This is a genomic window from Lysobacter sp. TY2-98 (assembly GCF_003367355.1).
Classification (GTDB): domain Bacteria; phylum Pseudomonadota; class Gammaproteobacteria; order Xanthomonadales; family Xanthomonadaceae; genus Cognatilysobacter.
Window position 1 is genome coordinate 3,074,374 of record NZ_CP031413.1, and the last position, 14,393, is coordinate 3,088,766.

Annotated in this window: 11 protein-coding genes, 1 tRNA gene and 1 pseudogene; 8 read left to right on the top strand and 5 right to left on the bottom strand. The window is 66.8% G+C overall.

Annotated elements, in window-relative coordinates; genetic code table 11:
* Window positions 1-13: 13 nt before the first annotated feature.
* Complete coding sequence (locus tag DWG18_RS14715) at window positions 14-769, bottom strand: glycosyltransferase family 2 protein (protein WP_162823883.1); 756 nt, start codon at window positions 767-769, stop codon at window positions 14-16.
* An 81-nt stretch (window positions 770-850) separates the two neighbouring features.
* On the opposite strand from DWG18_RS14715, the gene DWG18_RS14720 reads away from it, so the two are divergent.
* Entirely contained in the window at window positions 851-1,987 is a 1,137-nt protein-coding gene (locus DWG18_RS14720) for a glycosyltransferase (RefSeq protein WP_115647885.1), read from the top strand.
* On the opposite strand, the gene DWG18_RS14725 is transcribed toward DWG18_RS14720, so the two are convergent.
* Both DWG18_RS14725 and DWG18_RS14730 read right to left on the bottom strand, forming a co-directional pair.
* The gene (locus DWG18_RS14725; protein ID WP_115647886.1) at window positions 1,965-2,249 is read right to left on the bottom strand and encodes a hypothetical protein; all 285 of its coding nucleotides are present in this window, start codon (window positions 2,247-2,249) and stop codon (window positions 1,965-1,967) included. The genes DWG18_RS14720 and DWG18_RS14725 overlap by 23 nt on opposite strands.
* Before the next feature lie 38 nt (window positions 2,250-2,287).
* Window positions 2,288-3,208: a lauroyl acyltransferase gene (locus DWG18_RS14730; RefSeq protein ID WP_115647887.1), complete on the bottom strand. Its 921-nt coding sequence runs from the start codon at window positions 3,206-3,208 to the stop codon at window positions 2,288-2,290.
* 85 nt (window positions 3,209-3,293) lie between these two features.
* Between DWG18_RS14730 and dtd the strand changes: the two genes are divergently transcribed.
* Together dtd and rpoD are read left to right on the top strand one after the other, a co-directional pair.
* Window positions 3,294-3,731, top strand: coding sequence for a D-aminoacyl-tRNA deacylase (gene dtd / locus DWG18_RS14735; RefSeq protein WP_115647888.1), 438 nt, complete (start codon window positions 3,294-3,296; stop codon window positions 3,729-3,731).
* Window positions 3,732-3,828: 97 nt separating this feature from the next.
* Window positions 3,829-5,685 carry an RNA polymerase sigma factor RpoD gene (gene rpoD, locus DWG18_RS14740; protein ID WP_115647889.1) on the top strand — a complete coding sequence of 619 codons (1,857 nt, stop codon included), beginning with the start codon at window positions 3,829-3,831 and terminating at the stop codon, window positions 5,683-5,685.
* Window positions 5,686-6,130: 445 nt separating this feature from the next.
* Here rpoD and DWG18_RS14745 read toward each other — a convergent pair whose 3' ends face one another.
* Entirely contained in the window at window positions 6,131-6,778 is a 648-nt protein-coding gene (locus tag DWG18_RS14745; protein ID WP_115648222.1) for an acetyltransferase, read from the bottom strand.
* A 685-nt stretch (window positions 6,779-7,463) separates the two neighbouring features.
* Here DWG18_RS14745 and DWG18_RS14750 point away from each other — a divergent pair.
* Window positions 7,464-7,536 (top strand) — tRNA-Ile (locus tag DWG18_RS14750).
* A 304-nt stretch (window positions 7,537-7,840) separates the two neighbouring features.
* Here the strand turns inward: DWG18_RS14750 and DWG18_RS14755 are convergent.
* Window positions 7,841-8,746: pseudogene (locus DWG18_RS14755) on the bottom strand (LysR substrate-binding domain-containing protein); the annotation flags it as partial.
* 150 nt (window positions 8,747-8,896) lie between these two features.
* On the opposite strand from DWG18_RS14755, the gene DWG18_RS14760 reads away from it, so the two are divergent.
* The 4 genes from DWG18_RS14760 to DWG18_RS14775 all read left to right on the top strand — a co-directional run bounded on the left by DWG18_RS14760 (window position 8,897) and on the right by DWG18_RS14775 (window position 14,384).
* Complete coding sequence (locus DWG18_RS14760) at window positions 8,897-9,163, top strand: hypothetical protein (RefSeq protein WP_115647891.1); 267 nt, start codon at window positions 8,897-8,899, stop codon at window positions 9,161-9,163.
* Window positions 9,160-9,954, top strand: coding sequence for an SDR family NAD(P)-dependent oxidoreductase (locus DWG18_RS14765; RefSeq protein ID WP_115647892.1), 795 nt, complete (start codon window positions 9,160-9,162; stop codon window positions 9,952-9,954). Before DWG18_RS14760 ends, DWG18_RS14765 begins: the two co-directional genes overlap by 4 nt.
* Entirely contained in the window at window positions 9,951-11,126 is a 1,176-nt protein-coding gene (locus DWG18_RS14770; protein ID WP_115647893.1) for an efflux RND transporter periplasmic adaptor subunit, read from the top strand. Before DWG18_RS14765 ends, DWG18_RS14770 begins: the two co-directional genes overlap by 4 nt.
* Before the next feature lie 90 nt (window positions 11,127-11,216).
* Window positions 11,217-14,384 carry a multidrug efflux RND transporter permease subunit gene (locus tag DWG18_RS14775; protein WP_115647894.1) on the top strand — a complete coding sequence of 1,056 codons (3,168 nt, stop codon included), beginning with the start codon at window positions 11,217-11,219 and terminating at the stop codon, window positions 14,382-14,384.
* Window positions 14,385-14,393 lie beyond the last annotated feature (9 nt).

Here is a 14,393-nt window from a genome sequence, read left to right on the forward strand (position 1 = left end):
ACGCGCCCCTCGCTCAGAGCACCAAACCCAGCAGGCGGTACTTCGTCCAGACGTATCGCGCGTGCAGCAGGTGGAAGCGCAGACCGGCGCGCCCGTCGATCACACCTCCGCGCAGGACCAGGTTCTTGACCAGGTACATGGCCGCGGCTGCGCCAGCGCGCACCACGCCAGCGCGCTTGCCGCGCGCCGAACGTTCCCGCGCCCACAGGCGCGCATAGCACTGCAGCTTCTGCCAGTACTCGGCTTCGCTGCGCGCAGTGTCGTGTTCGAGCACGATCGACGACGGGCGCACCCGCCAGCCTTTCACGTCCAGGTACTCATGAACAGGAACGTCGCCATGCCGCAGCGTCCGCCGGAACAGGCGATGCACCGGTTCGCGCGCGAAGCTGCCGGCGCGCATCGTGTGACCAAGGAAATGCGTACGACGCTGCAGCAGCCAGCAGTCGGCGGTTTCGATCTCGCCGTCGAACAGCTTGCGCACTTCGGCGATCGCCGGCGGCTCCAGCCATTCATCCGCGTCCAGCAGCAAGACCCAGGGTTGCATCGCGCGCTCGATTGCCGCGTTCTTCTGACGTGCGAAGCCGTCCCAGTCGCGATGTTCGACGCGTGCCCCGAGGCGACGCGCGATCTCCACCGTGGCGTCCGTCGAGCCCGAATCCAGCACGATGATCTCGTCGCAGAGCTCGCGCATGGAGGCGAGGCAGCGCTCGATGCGGTCCGCCTCGTTGCGGGTGATGACGACGCCGGACAGGGGCAGCGGTGCGGTCATGGACGGTCGCCGACGAGGTCGGGCCGAGTATAGGCGGCCAAAGCGTCGCGCTTTAGGCTGTGCCTGATCAAGGAGTTCCCAATGGCCGTCGAGCGACCCCTGCGCGTCATCCATTTCGTCACCGGTGGGTTTTCAGGCGGTGCGACGCAAGTGGCCATTGCCCTGGTCAACGCGCATCGCGCCGGTGACGCTATCGAGCCATTGCTGGTGCTGCGACGCAAGCGCCGTACCGATCCCGCGCGCATCGCCGAGCTGCGCAATGCCGGGGTACCGCTCGAGGTCGTGACCGGCGCCGCGCATATCGCGACCGTCCTGTCCCTCGCGCGCCTGTGCCGGCGCTGGAAGCCGGATGTGCTCGTCGCGCATGGCTTCTCCGAGCATTTGTGGGGCCGCTACGCTGGTCTACTCGCGCATGTTCCGGCGCTCGTGCACGTGGAGCACAACACGCGCGAGCGCTATACGCCGTGGCGACGCGCCCAGACGCGCTGGCTGGCGCAGCGCACCGCGCGCGTCGTCGGGTGTTCGGAGGGCGTGCGGCAGGTGCTGCTCGGGATGGGCATGCCGCCCGAGCGCACCATCGCGATCCCCAACGGCATCCGCGTGACGCCGTTCGTGCGCATCGACATGCTGCCGGTTCAGGCGCGCGTGCCGGGCATCGTCATGGTTGCGCGCTTCTCCAAGCAGAAGGACCACGCGACGCTGGTGCGTGCCGTCGCAATCCTGCGCGAACGCGGCCTCGCACCGCCGGTGATGTTTGCCGGCGCGGGCAAGCGAGCGCACCGCGAACCGGTCGAGAAGCTCGCACGTGAACTCGGCCTGGACGATCAGGTGCAGTTCCTCGGCCTGCACCGCGACGTGCCGGCGCTGCTGATGCGTCATCGCCTGTGCGTGCTGTCGACGCACTACGAAGGCATGCCGCTCGCGTTGATCGAGGGCATGGCCGCGGGGTGTGCGGTGATCGGCAGCGCCGTGCCCGGCGTGCGCGAGACGCTGCACGACGGCGTCGACGGGCGGCTGGTTCCGGAAGGCGATCCCGCCGCACTCGCCGACGTCATCGAACATCTTCTGCGCGACGATGCTGAAGCCGCGCGACTGGCGGCCGCCGCACGCGCCGCCGCGCTCACGCGTTACAGCCGCGAGCGCATGGCGGCGGACTACGAAACGATGCTGCTGGACGTCGCCGCCGAGGCCGGCGTTACTCGCTCAGCACGTAGCTGATCGTCACCTGCTTCGGCGCCTGCTTGAAACGCGTGGCGATGGCGTCGCGACTCAGGCGGGCGATCTGCTCGTTGCTCGGGCCCGGCGGGATGCCGTCGAACATCACGGTGACGTTGGTGAGCGTGCCGTTCGCCCCGTTGAAGCCCACCTGCGGCTTCTTGCCCACCGACTTCTCGAGATCGGCCGCGACCTCCTGCGAGTGCGTGAAGCCTTCCTTCATCGTGTCCACCGCGCCGCAGCCCGTGAGCGCGAGTGCGAGCACGGCCGATCCCCCTATCGCCCGCATGGCATTCCCCCTCGTCAGTAGCAGTCCGGCCAGTACGGATTGATGCCGTCGGGCTGGATCGAAAATCGCTTGTACGTCCACTGGTATTGCGCGAGATCGCGACGCGCGACCCGTTCGATCGCGTGATTGAGCGCGGCGACCGAGGTCGCGATGTCGCGATCGGCGACTGCTTCGTCGACAGGCTCGAGGTGCAGCGCGAAACGCGGCCCACGCGCATCCTCACCGATGCGTTCGCACCACGCGATCAGCACCGTCGCGCCGGTGCGTGCGGCAAGGCGGCCAAGCAGGCTCATCGTCAGCGCAGGACGGCCGAAAAAAGGTGCGAATTCGCCGTCGCCCTGCTTGGGTTGCTGGTCCGGCAGGATGCCGACCACGCCACCGCCCTGCAGCCACTTGAACAGCTGGCGTGCGCCCGCGGCCTCGGCGCGGATCTGCGTGACGCGCGAGGCGTCGCCATGCGCCGCACGCACACGCTGCAGGAAGGCGTCGCCGATCGCAGACTCCGGCGGTGCGTAAAGGATCGCCAGCGGTGTGCGCGACGCGAGCCACTGATTGAGCAGCTCCCAGTTGCCGTAGTGCGGGGCGACGACGATGACGCCGCGGCCCGCGGCGATCGCGGCGTCGAGCCGTTCGGCGCCGTGGTGCTCGACGATGTCCGCCAGGTTCCGGCTATGCGGCCGCGTCCAGAAACGGAGCGTCTCCAGCGCCTGGCGTGCGGTGACACGGACGACGTCGCGACGCAGCGCCTCGCGATCGGCCGGCGCGGCGTCCGGCTGGATCAGTTCGAGGTTGCGCAGGGTGATGCGCGATTCCCGGCTGTTGCGGCGAAGCGCTGCGGCCGCGATGGCATCACCGAGCGCGGCGAGCCAGCGCCACGGCAGGCGCGCGGCGGTGGCGGCGAGGGCGTAGAGGAGGGCGGCGAGCACGCGCGGCATCCGGCCAGTCTACGGGCCACGATGTTTTCGGCGGGGTGCACCCGTGCGTCTGCTAGCCTGACTGCATGCCTGCCGACCGTCGTCCATGCTCGCCCTGATCCAGCGCGTGACCCGCGCGGACGTGGAGGTGGACGGTGAAACGGTCGGGGCGATCGGTCCGGGCCTGCTCGCCCTGGTGGGCATCGAGCGGGGGGACGGCGAGGCGCAGGTCGCGCGGATGGCCCAGCGCCTGATCGGCTACCGGCTCTTCGAGGACGAGGGCGGGCGGATGAACCTCAGCCTGGCCCAGACCGGGGGCGGCCTGCTGCTGGTCAGCCAGTTCACCCTTGCGGCCGACACCTCGTCCGGCATGCGGGCCGGGTTCCAGACCGCCGCGGCGCCTGAAATCGCTGAACCCCTCTTCAACCGCCTGGTCGAAGCCTGTCGCACGGCGCATCCAACGGTGGAAACCGGTCGTTTCGGTGCCCATATGGTGGTGAGCCTGGCTAACGACGGCCCGGTCACCTTCCTGCTGCGGGCCTGACCCGCTCAGCCTCCGGCCGCTTTTCCGGTCCAGTCCGGCAGGTCGCGCTGGTATAATGCACGGTTCCCTCGACCCCTTTACTCAGGTGGCGCAGCCCATGGCCAACGAACGTCAGACCCAGGTGTCGGACATCAAGCAACTGATCAGCAAGGGTCTGGAGCAGGGCTACCTCACCTACGCCGAAGTCAACGATCACCTTCCCGACGACGTCGTCGATCCCGAACAGATCGAAGACATCATCGGCATGATCAACGGCATGGGCATCCAGGTGCATGAAATTGCACCGGACGCCGAGACCCTGCTGCTCGCGGGCGAAGCCAGCGGCAACCGCGAAGTCGACGAGACCGCCGCGGAAGAAGCCGCGGCCGCGCTGACCTCGCTCGACACCGAGGGTGGCCGCACCACCGACCCGGTGCGCATGTACATGCGCGAGATGGGCACGGTCGAACTGCTGACTCGCGAAGGCGAAATCGCCATCGCCAAGCGCATCGAGGAGGGCCTGTCGCAGGTCCAGGCCTCGCTCGCGTCGTTCCCGGGCACGATCGCCTGGATCCTCGGCGACTACGAGCTGCACAAGGGCGGCAAGAAGCGCCTCGCCGAAGTCGTGGTCGGGTTCCTCGACCAGATCGACGAGGTGCCGGAAGTGCCGCCGGTGGCCGAAGTCGCCGACGCCGACGCGGAGGATGAGGACGACGCGGACGTCGACGGCGATGACGCCGCCGAGGAAGCCGGCCCGACCGGCCCGGATCCGGTCGAAGTCGCCAATCGCATGGGCGCGCTCGCCGATCTGTACGGCAAGTTCGAGAAGTCGCACGCAAAGAACGGCGCGGATCACAAGTCGACCAAGAAGATCCGCGAGGAGATGGCGGAAATCTTCGTCACGCTCAAGCTGCCGCTCGGCCTGACCGACGCGCTGGTACGCAACCTGCGCGATTCCGTCGCGAAGGTGAAAGAGCACGAGCGTCGCATCCTCGACCTGTCCGTGCGCATCGCGAAGATGCCGCGCAAGGACTTCATCCGCGCGTGGGACGGCAACCAGACCAACCTCGAGTGGGTCGACGAGCTGCTCAAGCGCAAGCAGAAGTGGGCGTCGGCGCTGCGCGACGTCAAGGATCGCATCGTCTTCGAACAGCGGGCGACGATCGACGAAGAACAGCGCATGAAGGTCACGCTGGCGGAGCTGAAGGAAATCAGCCGCGCGATGGCCTACGGCGAAGCGAAGGCGCGCAAGGCGAAGAAGGAGATGGTCGAGGCCAACCTGCGCCTCGTGATCTCGATCGCGAAGAAGTACACGAACCGCGGCCTGCAGTTCCTCGACCTCATCCAGGAAGGCAACATCGGCCTGATGAAGGCGGTCGACAAGTTCGAATACCGCCGCGGTTACAAATTCTCGACGTACGCGACGTGGTGGATCCGCCAGGCGATCACCCGCTCGATCGCCGACCAGGCGCGCACCATCCGTATCCCGGTGCACATGATCGAGACGATCAACAAGCTCAACCGCATTTCCCGCCAGATGCTCCAGACCTACGGCCGCGAGGCCACGCCGGAAGAACTGGCGAAGGAAATGGACATGCCGGAGGACAAGATCCGGAAGGTCATGAAGATCGCGAAGGAGCCGATCTCCATGGAGACGCCGATCGGCGACGACGAGGATTCGCATCTCGGCGACTTCATCGAGGACACGAACGTCATGTCCCCGATCGATGCGACCACCGACATCAACCTGTCGGAGACGGTGCGCGACGTGCTCGCCAGCCTGACGCCGCGGGAGGCGAAGGTGCTGCGCATGCGCTTCGGCATCGACATGAACACCGACCACACGCTGGAAGAAGTCGGCAAGCAGTTCGACGTCACCCGCGAGCGCATCCGCCAGATCGAAGCGAAGGCCCTGCGCAAGCTGCGTCATCCGAGCCGTTCGGAACAGCTGCGGTCGTTCCTCGACATCGACTGATCGATCGCGTCATCGCAATGCGCACGAGCCCGCCGATTGGCGGGCTCGTCGTTTGTGCAGCCGCTACAGCCGCTCCGCTCCGCGCCTATAGCTCAACGGCTAGAGCGGAGGACTCAGAGTCCGCTGGCGAACACTTTCCGATTGGCGTCGAAGGCTGCAAAAGTCCTCAAATTTCCGGGTTTTTCTGGCCCGATTACATGGGAATTACACAGCTGTGCTGCCAGTGGATGCTGGTCGGCTTTGAATTCGGGTCGTTGGCGCTTCGAATCTCGCGAAGTTCACGGCCAACGCCGCCCAGACGGAGGTCAGCATAGCGCCGCGATCTGCTACAGCAGATCGCCCGACCCGCCCAAGACGTCCGACAAGTCCGTTTTCATCTGGCGCACGGCGAACTGCAGTTGGGGGGCAATACGCGCCATTCTTGCGTGACGTGTCTTACCGAGCGCTAACGACGCCGGATAGGAGCCGCCGGGTTGCCGACCACCGTCTCTCCCGCCGCCACGCTGCGGGTGACCACTGCCCCCATGCCGATGACCGCGCCGCGTCCGATCACCAGCGGCGCATCTTCACTGCCGTGTCGGATCATCGCGCCGGCGCCAACATAGACGTCATCCTCAATTACGACGCGGCCGTTGCAGTGCACATTCGGGGCGAAGGTGACGAAGTGTCCGATCTCGCAATCGTGGGCAACGTACGAGTAGAGGTTTGCGTGGAAGTGGCGCCCGATTCGAGCGTTTGCAGTCACCGTCGTGAAGGGGCAGAGGATGGCGCCCTCGCCGATGTCGTTGTGCGTGAGCGACAGATGGTCAACGGCAGCGATCGTGAACGGCCGCACTTCAGCGGCCGTCATCTGAGTATCGATCTTGCGGCGTAGTGCCGAGTCAGCTATGGCGCAGCTGTATCGCTTATCGCCGGGATGATTGAGGAACTCCGCTTCGCTGATCACCAGCTTCCCGTTGATACGGTCCGCGGAGCCGGCGGTCGTCACGAACACGAGTTCGTACTTGTCGAACCCCTGCGCCAGCATCTCGTCGGCGACCGGCATGACCTCTCGCGCAAAGCCACCCGCGCCCATGATCCCGAACAGCGTCATCGACTTTTCCCGGAACATTAGGATGCCAAGCCTATCCTAGAGCTGCGCGCAACTGCGTCAGGCACCCTTTGCGTCGCGTCGCCCGTTCGTCCGATGGCAGCGTTCGACCCCAGCTGCCTACAGCGTCGAGGTCAGAGCCACCGACGTAGATCGACCCGCTGACGCTGTGCAGAAAGAAGCCTGGATCGGCACTGTCGCTGAGCGTGGCAGATCCCGAAACGCCACTTGGGGCGACTGCGCCGCCATTGGCCTGGTTGAGCGACGAAGACTGGAAGGCATGCGTCACGACGAGGCGCTCTGAAGACGCATCTGCTGCGACCATCAATCGCGAGGCTGCGGCGCTTGCGCACATGCTTAGGACGGCCCTGAAGCTGCGGCAGCTCATCGATGTGACGGCGATTGACCAGTCACGGCAATTCGCGCGATGTGTCGAGGGCGCTGAGGTGCCGAGCAAATATCACGCCGCAGACGATGCGCCGCACTGTGGCTGCCAACGCGGCGCACGCAGGACTCGACGCCGCTACCATTCAAGCCATTGGCGGATGAAAGACGCGTGCAATGGCCGAGCGCTACACGCGCGCCGCCAATCTGGTCGATGCAGTGGACGCCCTGCAAGCTCGACTCGCTGGCGGAGTTACACCAAAATTGCGGCGGCGTCGGGCTCAAGTGGCCTGAAAGCGTTTACGGGCCTATAGCTCAACGGTTAGAGCAGGGGACTCATAATCCCTTGGTTCCAGGTTCGAATCCTGGTGGGCCCAGCTTCCTGCGTGTCGTGCTGCCTGCCCTTCGGGCGGTTCAATCGGCGGCCTGTCGAAACAAGAGCGCTCTGCGAATCAGGCATCGAGCGGCGCGCGAGCATGCAATTGTGGAGCGCGCGCAATGACGGCGCCGATGCCCACGCGAGACGGTGCAACTAAGGAATACCGCCCGCACGTTCGGTCACGCCACCTCCAGCACCTTCACTGCCGGCGCGGCGACAGCATCCGTACGCGTTTCGCCGTCGACTTCGGTTCCCGCGTCTGCTTCCATCGTGCAACCCTTCCGGTTCGGACACGACATCTGCATGTAGTCCGCATCGAAGTTCAGGCGTTCGACGAGGAAATCCACGAACACACGGATCTTGGGCGATTGCACGCGGCCCTTCGGGAACACGGCACTGCAGTCGTATTCGGGACCGGTCCAACCGGCGAGGACGTGGCGCACCAAGCCCTGTTCGACGAAGCCCTTGATGGTGATGTCGCTGGACAGCATCAGGCCTTCGCCACACAGCAGTGCGCCGGTGAGGAAGCCCGGATCGTTCGCGACCAGCACCGGATCGACGCGGTATTCGACGCTGCGCTCGCCATCGGACAGCGGCCAGATGTAGGTGCCGTTGCGGCGGAACTTCGAGAACGTCAGCGCACGATGGTGTTGCAGATCGTCGGGATGCAGCGGTTCGCCATGACGCTCGATGTAGGTCGGGCTCGCGTACACCTGAGAGCGGAACGAGGCGAGCTTGCGTGCGACGAGATTCGAATCGGGCAGGTTGCCGACGCGCAGCGCGACGTCGATCTCCTTGTCGATCAGGTCGAGCGATTCGTTGGTGAGGATCATCTCGACGCGCACTTCTGGATGCTGCGCGTGGAACTCGCCGAGCAGCGGCGCGATCCAGTTGATGCCGATGGAATACGGCGCGGTCACGCGCAGCCAACCGCGTGGCCCGTCCTGCAGCTGGCTCACCGCGCTTTCGGCCTCGTCGAGTTCGCGTGCGATGCGCTGGCAATGCTCGAAATAGACGTTGCCCGCTTCGGTGAGCCCGAGCTTGCGTGTCGTGCGATGCAGCAGCTGCGCGCCGAGGCGCGTTTCCAAGTCCTGAACCTTCCGGCTGACGGTGGTCTTCGGCAGCCGCAGGGCGCGCGCGGCGGAGATGAAACTGCCGTGCTCGACCACCTTCACGAACACCAGCGTGTCGTTGAGATCGCGGGACATGCGACGGCTCCTGGCTTCGGGGCGTGCAGGATGGCACGGCATGGGGTCGGGGACTGTCCCGATTCCGGGATAATTATTCCCCGAAGTTGTGGCTAATCAAATCCGGGACGGAGGTCTAGCCTGCGCAGCCTCTGATCCGACTGCCGCGCGATGACCACCCCCTTCACCTTCCGGCTGCTGACGACCGCCTTCGTGCTGGTCGGCGCCTTCGCCGTGCTGACGCTTGGCGCGACGCTGATCCGGCACGTCGCGACGCTGCACGGGGGGCTGGCGTTGCTGGGCTGGGCACTCGGGTTCGCCGTGCTCCTGCCGGTCGGCGTCGCCGTCGCGGCGATCGTGGGTGCATCGGGCCTGCATTGGCCGCATCGTCCGATCGTCCCGAATGCGGGCTTGAAAGTCCCGGGAGCGGGACAATGAGCGGGGCACTGCTCGTGCTCGGTGCCAGCGGGACGGTAGGCCGCGCGGTGGTGGATGCAGCGGTCGAAGCGGGCCGTGCAGTCATCGCCGTGGCCCGCGGCTGCAGCGGCCTGAAGGCGCTGGAGACGCGGCATCCGGCCGCCGACCTCACGCTGCTGCGCGCCTCGGTGTCGAACGACCGCGGCGCCGTCAAGCTGGTCGCCCAATTGAAGCGGCTTGGTCGACCCATCGACGGCGTCGTGGTCGCGCTCAAGGGCGGTTCCGACCGCGGACGCGTGCTCGACGACGGCATCGACGCGTTGCATCGGCGCATCGACGAAGACGTCGCCCCGCACATCGCCGCCGCGCGGCAGCTCCTGCCGTGGCTGGCGGAGCAGTCGTCCGGCCTGCGCTACGTCGTGATCGGCGGACCTGGCAGCACGACGCCGTGGGCGGGCTACGGCCACCGGTCGGTCGCCGCCGCCGCGCTGCGAATGCTGGTGCGTGTGCTGCACGAAGAGGCGCTCGCCACCGGCGTGCGCGTGCAGCTACTCGACGTCGCCGCACCCGCATGCACCGACCTCAATGCCGCCCATGCGTGCCCGCAATGGCCGCGCGTTCGCGCGATCGGCGAGCGTGCGGTGGCGCTCGCCACGGCGCCGCGCGGCGTGAACGTCGCGCCGGTCGTCGAGTTCGAACCCGCAAGGCGACCTTCGCCGCGCGCCGCGACTTCGCGTGATCCGGATATCGCCGACGCGCGCGTTCTCCTTGAATCACTCACCTCTCATCTACCCAAGGACTTCGATCGATGAGCCGACTGCATCTTCTTTCGCGAGGCGCCGCACTGGCGCTCGCCATCACGACGCTGCTCGTCGCCGCGGGCTGCAGCAGCCAAGCCGAGCCCGGCGCCGCCGCAATGCCACCCCCGCCCGAAGTCAGCGTGGCGCAGGTGCTGTCCAAACCCGTCGGGCAGTGGGACGACTTCACCGGCCGCGTGTCGGCCGTCGACACCGTCGAACTGCGACCGCGCGTGAGTGGTTACATCGATCGCGTCGCGTTCGCCGAAGGGCAGGAAGTCCATAAGGGCGACCTGCTGTTCGTGATCGATCCGCGTCGTTTCCAGGCGAACCTCGACCGCGCCCTCGCCGAACTTGAACGCGCGAGGAGCGAAGCCCGCCTCGCACAGGCACAGGACCGCCGCGCCGCCACGCTGGTCGAAGCGCAGGCGATTTCGCGCGAGGAGTTCGAAAGCCGCCGTGCCGCGAGTGCGCAGGGTTCGGCCGCGGTGCGCGCCGCCGAAGCCGTGGTGGAAGCGGCACGACTCGAACTGCAGTACACGCAGGTTCGTGCGCCGGTGTCGGGCCGCGTCGGACGCGCGCTCGTCACTCGCGGCAATCTCGCACAGGCCGATTCGACGTTGCTGACGACGGTCGTCTCCGTCGACCCGATGTACGTCTACTTCGATGCCGACGAGCAGGCGTTCCTGCGCTACAAGCGCCTCGAGCGCGAGGGGCAGGGCGGTGCGCAGAACACCGTGCGCGTCGCGCTCGCCGACGAAACGGGCTATCCGCACGAAGCCAAGCTCGACTTCGTCGACAACCAGGTCGACCCGCAGACCGGTTCGATCCGCGCGCGCGCCGTCGTCGAGAATCCCGATCGTCGATTTACGCCCGGCATGTTCGCTCGCGTGCAGCTGCAGGGCGGCGCGACGCAGAACGCGATGCTCGTCGACGACAAGGCGGTATTGACCGACCAGGACCGCAAGTACGTCTACGTGCTCGGCCCGCACAACGCTGCGACGCGCAAGGACATCACGGTCGGTCGTGTCGTCGACGGCCTTCGCGTGGTGACCGCGGGCTTGAAACCCGATGACCGCGTGATCGTGCACGGCGTGCAGAAGGTGTTCTTCCCCGGCATGCCGGTGGTGCCCAAGCCCATCGCGATGGGTGCACCGCCGCCGTCGCCGGCGCTCGCCGCCCGCTGACGTTTTTGCTCCGTCGTTCCACCCGCCGCTTGCGCGAAACCGCGCAGGCGCGGGGCCCCTCGGCCCGGATTTCCGCCAAGGAACCCACGCATGGACTTCTCACGCTTCTTCATCGACCGCCCGATCTTCGCCGCGGTGCTGTCGATCATCATCTTCGCCGCGGGCCTGATCGCGATCCCGCTGCTGCCCATCGGCGAATACCCCGAGGTGGTGCCGCCGTCGGTGGTCGTGCGCACGGTGTATCCGGGCGCGAACCCCAAAGTCATCGCCGAAACCGTCGCGACACCGCTCGAAGAGGCGATCAACGGCGTCGAGGACATGATGTACGTCAAGTCCGTCGCCGGTTCCGACGGCGTGCTGCAGATGACGGTGACGTTCCGCCCGGGCACCGATCCGGACGACGCAGCGGTCAAAGTGCAGAACCGCGTGAGCCAGGCGCTCGCGCGTCTGCCCGAAGATGTGCGCCGCCAGGGCGTGACGACGCAGAAGCAGTCGCCGACGTTCCTGATGGTGGTGCATCTCGTCTCGCCGGACGGCAAGTACGACTCGCTCTACCTGCGCAACTACGCGCGCCTGCACGTCAAGGACGAGCTGGCGAAGGTGCGCGGCGTCGGCGATGCGCAGATCTTCGGCGGCGGCGACTACGCGATGCGCGTGTGGCTCGATCCGGACAAGCTCGCGTCACGCGGGCTCACGGCCGGTGACGCAGTGCGTGCGATGCGCGAGCAGAACGTGCAGGTGTCCGCCGGCCAGATCGGCGCCGAGCCGATGCCGAACAGTGATTTCCTGACGCTGATCAATGCGCGCGGTCGCCTCTCCACCGCGGAGGAATTCGGCGACATCGTGCTCAAGAACGGCGAGGACGGTGAGCTCGTGCGCCTGGCCGACGTCGCACGCATCGAACTCGGTGCGGGCGACTACACGCTGCGCTCGCAGCTCGACGGCAAGAACGCGGTCGCCATCGGTATCTTCCAGGCACCGGGCGCGAATGCGCTCGACATCCGCGATCAGGTGATCGCGAAGATGGACGGGCTCGCGAAGACGTTCCCCGCCGGCATCGAGTACCGCTCGGTCTACGACACGACGGTCTTCGTGCGCGATTCGATCAAGGCAGTGGTGTCGACGCTGCTCGAAGCCGTCGCGCTCGTCGTGCTCGTCGTCATCCTGTTCCTTCAGACCTGGCGCGCCTCGATCATTCCGCTAATCGCGGTGCCGGTGTCGGTGGTCGGCACGTTCGCCGCGCTGCACCTGCTCGGCTTTTCGATCAACACGCTGACGTTGTTCGGCCTGGTGCTCGCAATCGGCATCGTGGTGGACGACGCGATCGTGGTGGTCGAGAACGTCGAACGCAACATCGAGGAAGGCCTGAGCCCGCTGGCGGCGGCGCATCAGGCGATGAAGGAAGTCTCCGGCCCGATCATCGCGATCGCGCTGGTGCTGTGCGCGGTGTTCGTGCCGATGGCGTTCCTGTCGGGCGTCACCGGTCAGTTCTACAAGCAGTTCGCGGTGACGATCGCCATCTCGACGGTGATCTCGGCAGTCAACTCGCTGACGCTGTCGCCGGCGCTCGCTGCGCGCCTGCTCAAGCCGCATGGCGCAGCGAAGGATGCCCCGACGCGCCTGATCGACCGTCTGTTCGGCTGGTTGTTCCGTCCTTTCAACCGCTTCTTCAACACCAGCTCGTCGCGCTACCAGGGCGCGGTGTCGAAGGCGCTCGGCCGTCGCGGCGCGGTGTTCGTGGTGTACGCGGTGCTGCTGGTCGCGACCGGCCTGATGTTCAAGACCGTGCCGCCGGGCTTCATCCCGACACAGGACAAGGGCTACCTGATCGCGGGCGTGAAACTGCCGGAAGGCGCGTCGATCGAGCGTACTGACGCGCTGCTGCGCAAGGTGACGGATATCGCCTCGCACGTCGAGGGCGTCGAACACACGATCAGCTTCCCGGGTCTCAACGCACTGCAGTTCACGAACACGCCGAACACGGGCGTGGCGTTCCTGTCGCTGGAGCCGTTCGGCAAGCGCCATCGCTCGGCGGCCGACATCAACGCGGAGATCAACCAGAAGATCGCCGGCCTGCAGGAGGGCTTCACCTTCTCGATGATGCCGCCGCCGATCCTCGGTCTCGGTAACGGCAACGGCTACCAGCTGTTCGTCGAGGATCGCTCGGGCGCCGGCTACGGCGCGCTGCAGAACGCGGTGCAGTCGCTGCAGGGCGCGGTGTCGCAGACGAAGGGCATGAGCTTCCCGATCACGAGCTACCAGGCGAACGTGCCGCAGCTCGATGCCGACGTCGATCGCGTCAAGGCGAAGGCGCAGGGCGTGCCGCTGACGGAGCTGTTCGAAACGTTGCAGACCTACCTCGGCAGCGCCTACGTCAACGACTTCAACCAGTTCGGCCGCACCTGGCAGGTGATCGCGCAGGCCGACGCGCCGTTCCGCGACAGCGTCGAGGACATCGCCAACCTGCGCACGCGCAACATCCGCGGCGAGATGGTGCCCGTTGGCTCGATGGTGACCGTGCACCAGACGTACGGCCCGGACCCGGTGCTGCGCTACAACGGTTACCCGGCCGCCGACCTCGCCGGTGAAGCCGATCCGCGCGTGCTGTCGTCGGCACAGGCGATGGACACGATGGCCGCGCTCGCCGGCAAGGTGCTGCCGCACGGCATGGACATCGAGTGGACCGACCTGAGCTATCAGCAGGCGAGCCAGGGCAACGCCGCGCTCGTCGTGTTCCCGCTCGCCGTGCTGCTCGCGTTCCTCGTGCTCGCCGCGCTCTACGAGAGCTGGACGCTCCCGCTCGCGGTGATCCTGATCGTGCCGATGACGCTGCTGTCCGCGCTGGTCGGCGTCTGGCTTACGCACGGCGACAACAACGTGTTCGTGCAGGTCGGCCTCGTCGTGCTGATGGGCCTCGCGTGCAAGAACGCGATCCTGATCGTCGAGTTCGCTCGTGAGCTCGAGCTGCAGGGCCGCGGCATCGTGCAGGCCGCGCTTGAAGCCTGCCGCCTGCGCCTGCGCCCGATCGTCATGACGTCGATCGCCTTCATCGCCGGCACCGTGCCGCTCGTGCTCTCGCACGGCGCGGGCGCCGAGGTGCGCGGCGCGACGGGCATCACCGTCTTCGCCGGAATGCTCGGCGTCACCCTGTTCGGCCTGTTCCTCACCCCCGTGTTCTACGTCGCCCTGCGCAAGCTCGTGACGCGCGATGCCGCGCCCGCTGCCGAAGCGATCGACGCAGAACCTCTTCCCGCCTGACCCCGGAGA

Bases quoted from the DNA above. Each gene is read 5' to 3' on its own strand.
- DWG18_RS14715 (WP_162823883.1), bottom strand. From the start codon at position 769: ATGACCGCACCGCTGCCCCTGTCCGGCGTCGTCATCACCCGCAACGAG.
- DWG18_RS14720 (WP_115647885.1), top strand. From the start codon at position 851: ATGGCCGTCGAGCGACCCCTGCGCGTCATCCATTTCGTCACCGGTGGG.
- DWG18_RS14730 (WP_115647887.1), bottom strand. From the start codon at position 3,208: ATGCCGCGCGTGCTCGCCGCCCTCCTCTACGCCCTCGCCGCCACCGCC.
- dtd (WP_115647888.1), top strand. From the start codon at position 3,294: ATGCTCGCCCTGATCCAGCGCGTGACCCGCGCGGACGTGGAGGTGGAC.
- rpoD (WP_115647889.1), top strand. From the start codon at position 3,829: ATGGCCAACGAACGTCAGACCCAGGTGTCGGACATCAAGCAACTGATC.
- DWG18_RS14745 (WP_115648222.1), bottom strand. From the start codon at position 6,778: ATGACGCTGTTCGGGATCATGGGCGCGGGTGGCTTTGCGCGAGAGGTC.
- DWG18_RS14760 (WP_115647891.1), top strand. From the start codon at position 8,897: ATGACCACCCCCTTCACCTTCCGGCTGCTGACGACCGCCTTCGTGCTG.
- DWG18_RS14765 (WP_115647892.1), top strand. From the start codon at position 9,160: ATGAGCGGGGCACTGCTCGTGCTCGGTGCCAGCGGGACGGTAGGCCGC.
- DWG18_RS14770 (WP_115647893.1), top strand. From the start codon at position 9,951: ATGAGCCGACTGCATCTTCTTTCGCGAGGCGCCGCACTGGCGCTCGCC.
- DWG18_RS14775 (WP_115647894.1), top strand. From the start codon at position 11,217: ATGGACTTCTCACGCTTCTTCATCGACCGCCCGATCTTCGCCGCGGTG.